This window comes from Stieleria sp. (assembly GCF_041595215.1).
Lineage (GTDB): Bacteria > Planctomycetota > Planctomycetia > Pirellulales > Pirellulaceae > Stieleria > Stieleria magnilauensis.
In genome coordinates, this window is the sequence record NZ_JBFHKV010000560.1 from 1 (window position 1) to 5,432 (window position 5,432).

Consider the following 5,432-nt stretch of genomic DNA (forward strand, 5'->3'; position numbering starts at 1 on the left):
GCCACTGGACCCACCGGTCGCCTTGGAAACGAACGCGACTGCCGGGTGGCGGGATCGAATGGCATCGGCGTTGTCGCGGATCATGTCGCGGGTGGTGATCGGCAGGGATCTCAGATCATTTAAGGACGCGACGGCATCCACGTCGATTCCGTGATCCGCCCAGCGATCGCGATACCAGGCCGAGTGTGCGTTACAGTACGCCAGCAAGTCACGCAGTCGCCGCACTTGCAAGGCTGCGATTTGCTGCGGTGTCCACCACTGGCTGGTTTCCAATTCACGCCAGTGATCGAACGTTTTGCGACGTTTGAGTCCCGATTCGAACGCGGGCAGGATCCATTTTTGATAGGCCCAGTCAATCATCATGCTGCCTCGGCGGAGTAAAGGTTCTCGTAGGCATGCACCATTTTTCGAACGCAGAATTTGGCTTCGACACGGGCGCGTCCCTCGCTGCCGAACCGGCGGACGAGCAGTGGATCCTCATTCAATCGCTGAATCGCTCCGGCAATCGCGGCGGGATCACGCGGCGGGACCAGGATTCCGGTTTGCCCATCGGCGACGACTTCGGGATTGCCACCGACGTCGCAGGCGACGACCGGTAATCCGGTCGCCATCGCTTCGAGCAGCGTCAACGAGATGCCTTCGGTGACCGAAGGCAAGACGAACATGGACGCTTGCGCCAGCACCGCGGGGATGTCGTCGCGGATGCCATGGAAGCGGATCTGATCGCACAATTGCAACGATTGCGTGAGAGTTTCCAAACGGTGTCGTTCGCTGCCGTCACCGATGATGTCCAAGGCCAGTCGACAGTGGCGTTGTTTGGCGACGTGGATGGCCTGGATCAGTGAGGCAATGTCTTTTTCAGGACTCAGCCGCGCCACGACGACGGCCCGTCCGCGTGGTCGGTTGTGGACGAGCGTGAATCGTTCCAGGTCGACGCCGTTGAATATGGTGGCCGTTTTTGCCGCCGAGATGCCTTCTTCGATCGTCAGTCTTGCCCCGTCGTTGGACACGCTGACCACGTGGTCCACCCAGCGGGACAGGCCGCGAAAGAGTGTGGTCTGGCGACGCGAGCAATCGAAACGTTGACCGTGCCGAGTGTGGATGATGCGGGGCACGCCGGCAATCCTCGCCGCGGCGACTCCGTAAACATAGGCCGCGGTATTGTGGGTGTGGACGACGTCCGGCTTGATTCGACGAAACGTTTTGGCAAGTTGTGCAACGAGCCGGGGCTTCAGTCCTTCGCCCTTGTCCATCGCGATCACGGGCCAGCGATGCGACTCGATCTCCGATGCCAAATCGCCGCGCGACTGCAGCGAGACGAACGTCAACTCGTAACGCGAGCGATCGGCAAAGCGGGCGAATTCGACGAGTAGTTTTTCCATCCCGCCGACGTGTGTTCCGAGCGAGACGTGAACGACATGCTGTGCGATCATGCGGCTTCCTCGGCGAAGAACGGGAAGACACCGGGAGCAAGCGATTTGACATGCCGAGCGGGATTGCCTGCCACGATCGTGTCGGCCGGAACGTCTCTGGTCACGACCGCCCGCGCGCCAACGATTGCACGATCGCCGATGCGGACACCCTTCAAGACGATTGCCCCGTGGCCGATCCAAACGTCGTCACCGATCGAGACGGGAGAAACATTGTCCGAAGGCGTCGTCAATCCGTTTCGACGATCGTCCGCATCGATGGGATGCCCATCAAAGTCGCTGATGCGAACCCCTCCGGCGATCAAACAATGGTTGCCGATCGTGATGCCGCGGCCGACAATCATCGCGCAGTTGTGTCCGATGAATGTGCCGGTGCCGATGACCAGGGACGGTGAATCGCAGTGCCGCGAACTGAACGCAAACGATGGTTTTCCCGACAGCCTGACATCGTCGCCGATTGAAAGGTTTCCGCTGCCGACCAGATACGGCAACTGCTCCATGCGAAATCGTTTCCCGACGACATCGCATTGGCTGCGAAAGAGTGGTTCGTACCAAAAGAATCGGGCCGCCCAACCGATCAGCTCTCGCGCCGCGACGTGCATTCGGTACAGCGTGGCAAAGACGGGCCGATTGATCGCGGTCACCGGCAGGTGGCATTGCAACAACCATCGAACGGTCGATTTGATTCGGTCACGCATCACGACACTCCTTCGGGTTGACTCGGACGCGTCATCGACTGCCGCAGCAAGACCAGCAATCGCTTCAGTCTGCCCAGACGCTTCATCGCGGGCATTCCGGCAAATGGGAATGGCCAACTGGCGACCGAACGGATCAGCATCGGCAGCGCCGTGGAGGGTTTGGGATCCATCGCCGCCCAACGGTAGCGCACGTACGAGGTCCAAAACAACCGTGCGTGCAGACTCAACAGCGACCGATGGCGGTGGATGACCTCCAGCATCTTGGTGCAGTCGACCTCGATGCTGCCGCGGGACAGGCTGCCCGGTTCCAATACCGCCGTCGCCAGCGGTTCGGAATCCAGATAAACGGTGTTGTTGGCCGCTAGTCGAATCCACAGATCGCGGTCTTCGGCGGGTTCCAAACCCGACACGAAACGCAGGTTTTCAATGGCGCTGCGCCGGACCAACACCGTCCCGGTCCAGTGCAGCGTGCCGAGCATGAACGCGTCGGCGCCGCTGGCTTGCACGGGGCGGTCGTACCACCGGTCTGATTTTGATTCGTTCAGTGTCCGCGGCGATCCGGGCGACTGACAGAAGAACCGCCCCGCGACAACGTTGACTTCGGGATGCGTTGCAAAGATCGAAAGCTGGCGTTCGATCTTGCCTGGTTCCCAATGATCGTCGGCATCGAGGAAGCCGACGAAGTCACCGGTGGCCGCTTCGAGCCCCCGATTGCGGGCGGCGGCGGTTCGTGAATTGGTCTGGCGAATCAGCGTGACCGGATCGCTGTAACGCGTCCGGACCAACTCGGCCAGCCCGTCACTGCTGCCGTCGTCGACCACGATGACTTGCCACAGCGGTATCGTTTGCGCCAGGCAACTGTCGATCGCTCGGGCGACGGTGGACGCGGCGTTGTAGGCCGGGATCACGACGCTGACGGTGGGATTGCTCATGCGGCCGCCCTCGTGTCGCTGGTGACCTGACGGTAGTAACGCAGGATCTGATCGACGACCACCTCGGTGCCGAACCGATCGCAGCAATGTTGCCGTGCGGCGACACCGAGGCGTTGTCCTTCACGGCGATCGGTCAGCAATTGAGCCAGCGCAGTGGTCAAACCGCCACGTTGGGACAGATCCAGCGACCGGCCACCCGGACCGATCATCCACTGCATGACAGGGTGCTGATGGACCAGGCAAGGCAGGCCACTGGCGGTGGCTTCCAGCAGCGCGATCGGCATCATCTCTTTCAGGCTGCCGAGCGCGAACACATCGGCAGCGCGGTACAAGTCCGCCATGCGTGTTCTTGGAAAGCGAACCAGGAATCGAACGCGGTCAGCCAGTCGTCGCTTGCCCATCGCGATCAGTTCGTCGGTTTCCGATTCGCGGCCGCCGGCGATGACCAACCAGGCGGGCAAGTCGGGGTGTTGGTCGAGCAACGCGTGAAATTCATCGATCAAGTAGTCGATGCGTTTGTGCCGCCGCTTGATCGCCGCGGCAACCAACACCACGAGCGCTTCGCGTGGAATGTTCAATTCAGCACGCAATGGTCCGCCGTCGCCGGGATGAAAATGATCGGTGTCGATGAAGTTCGGGATGGTGGTCCACGTGTCTTTGTCAAAACCGGCATCGCGGGCTTGTTGGTGATGCCACGGTGCGAGGTGTTGCAGGTACGTGATCTGGTGTTGAAACCGCAGCGATTCTTCGGTCCCGTGGGCCAGAATCGTGCGTGTCTTGATACGGCCGCGCCGCCACGCTTTCTGCACCTGGGTCGCGACAAAGGGGTCTTGGACGTGCAACACATCGATGTCTTCGGTCCGCAGCACTTTGATCAGATTGCGTGCGAACGTGGTCTGTTCGATCGCGTATCCGCTGCCCATCCCGATCCGCCAGCCGAGCGCGGGCGGCATCGACCGCAGCAGCGCACGGGTCTTGGCCGCGTCGCGGGTCCAGCAGGGGACGACGCGGTCGAAGTCGGATTCGGGTTTGCCCGCACCCTTGCAGCGGATGACGTGTTCGCCACGCGCCGCGAGCGCGTTTCCCAGGTCATCGGCCCAGGCTTCGATTCCGCGGGCGACGTGTCCCAGTCCAGAGGAGGCGACGCAGATTCTATTCATGGGCCGGGGCTCCCGCGGTCGCAAGTGACGGCACTGGTTGACTGGCGACGACCGGTTCGTCGTTGTAACCGAAGCGATCTTTGAAACGCAGGATCGGCTGTTCAAAGAACCGCCATGACAGCGCGGCGACGGCCAGTGAGACGATCACCTTGGTCACGTCGAGCCACCAGGGGTCGCCCATCTGCCAGCGGAATTTCACCAGCGTGTCCAGGTTTTCGTACAACACCAAATGGTACAGGTACAAGCCGTAGCTGATCGTTCCCAGGCTGACCAGGTATCGGTTTCGAAACAGCGCCAGCGGTCGGCTTCCGGTCATGCACACGAACAGTCCGATGACGCCGAAATAGGCCAGACTGATGACGGCGACCGGCAGGGTCAGTTGCAAGTACTCGCCGCCGGTGAACGCCGGGTTTTGCCGACACATTTGCCAGTACATCGCCCCATAGGCGAGAAAGCTGGCCAATGCGATCGACGCATAGCAAACGGCCTGACGCTCGCGTTTGACCGATTCGGTGCGAATCATGATCCAAGCCAGAAACGCGCCCATGGCCAGGCTGTCGGTGTGTCCCAAAAGAACGGTCTTGGGTAATCCTTGGCCACGCAACAGAATCGGCAACACGACGAACAATCCCGCCAGCCACCATTTGGCACGACCTCGCAGCAGCAACAGTGCGACGGGCCAGAACAGGTAAAACTGTTCTTCGATCGCCAACGTCCACGTGTGGCCCAACGCCAGGTCCACCGGCGGTGTTTCGCCGCCCCAATACTGATGGATGTTTTGCAGATAGACCAAGTAGTAGCCGAACCCCGACGTGTCCGCGGGAGTGGCGCGGAGCAAATTGACGGCGTACGCCATCAGAATCACCAGATAGTAGAGCGGCAGGATCCGCAGGCTTCTGCGCCAGTAGAACGCGCGCAAGAACCGTGGCTGATCGAGATTGCGTTGAATGATGCCGGTGATCAAGAAGCCGGAGAGGACAAAGAACAAATCGACGCCTGTCGCGCCGAACCAAAATCCGCGCGGCAGATGACAGCACAGCACCGCCATCGCGGCGATACCCCGCAACGCGTCGAGTTCCACGATGTGTGGGGCTGATTGGGTTGGTTTCGTCGATTCCATCGGTCAAACTCCTACGCCGCATCGAGCATGCTGGGCGTCCAAAACGATGCGGCGAACGCGTCGCAGGCGTGTCAGCGGGCGGCCCAGGCGTA

The 5,432-nt window shown here is 61.0% G+C and carries 5 protein-coding genes and 2 pseudogenes; all 7 read right to left on the reverse strand.

Annotated features, from left to right (window positions below; genetic code table 11):
- Positions 1-363 (reverse strand): hypothetical protein (locus tag ABX749_RS20005; RefSeq protein WP_372897527.1); only part of this gene is annotated, 363 nt, incomplete at its 3' end.
- Positions 360-1,433: a glycosyltransferase gene (locus ABX749_RS20010; protein WP_372897528.1), complete on the reverse strand. Its 1,074-nt coding sequence runs from the start codon at positions 1,431-1,433 to the stop codon at positions 360-362. The genes ABX749_RS20005 and ABX749_RS20010, both read right to left, overlap by 4 nt.
- 59 nt (positions 1,434-1,492) lie before the next feature.
- Positions 1,493-1,624 (reverse strand): annotated as a pseudogene (locus ABX749_RS20015) (acetyltransferase); the annotation flags it as partial.
- A 99-nt stretch (positions 1,625-1,723) separates the two neighbouring features.
- Positions 1,724-2,128 (reverse strand): annotated as a pseudogene (locus tag ABX749_RS20020) (hypothetical protein); the annotation flags it as partial.
- Positions 2,128-3,060, reverse strand: coding sequence for a glycosyltransferase family 2 protein (locus ABX749_RS20025; RefSeq protein WP_372897529.1), 933 nt, complete (start codon positions 3,058-3,060; stop codon positions 2,128-2,130). The pseudogene ABX749_RS20020 and the gene ABX749_RS20025, both read right to left, overlap by 1 nt.
- Complete coding sequence (locus tag ABX749_RS20030; RefSeq protein ID WP_372897530.1) at positions 3,057-4,220, reverse strand: glycosyltransferase family 4 protein; 1,164 nt, start codon at positions 4,218-4,220, stop codon at positions 3,057-3,059. The genes ABX749_RS20025 and ABX749_RS20030 overlap by 4 nt, the downstream gene beginning before the upstream one ends.
- Positions 4,213-5,340, reverse strand: coding sequence for an acyltransferase family protein (locus ABX749_RS20035; protein ID WP_372897531.1), 1,128 nt, complete (start codon positions 5,338-5,340; stop codon positions 4,213-4,215). Before ABX749_RS20035 ends, ABX749_RS20030 begins: the two co-directional genes overlap by 8 nt.
- Between the last annotated feature and the right edge of the window lie 92 nt (positions 5,341-5,432).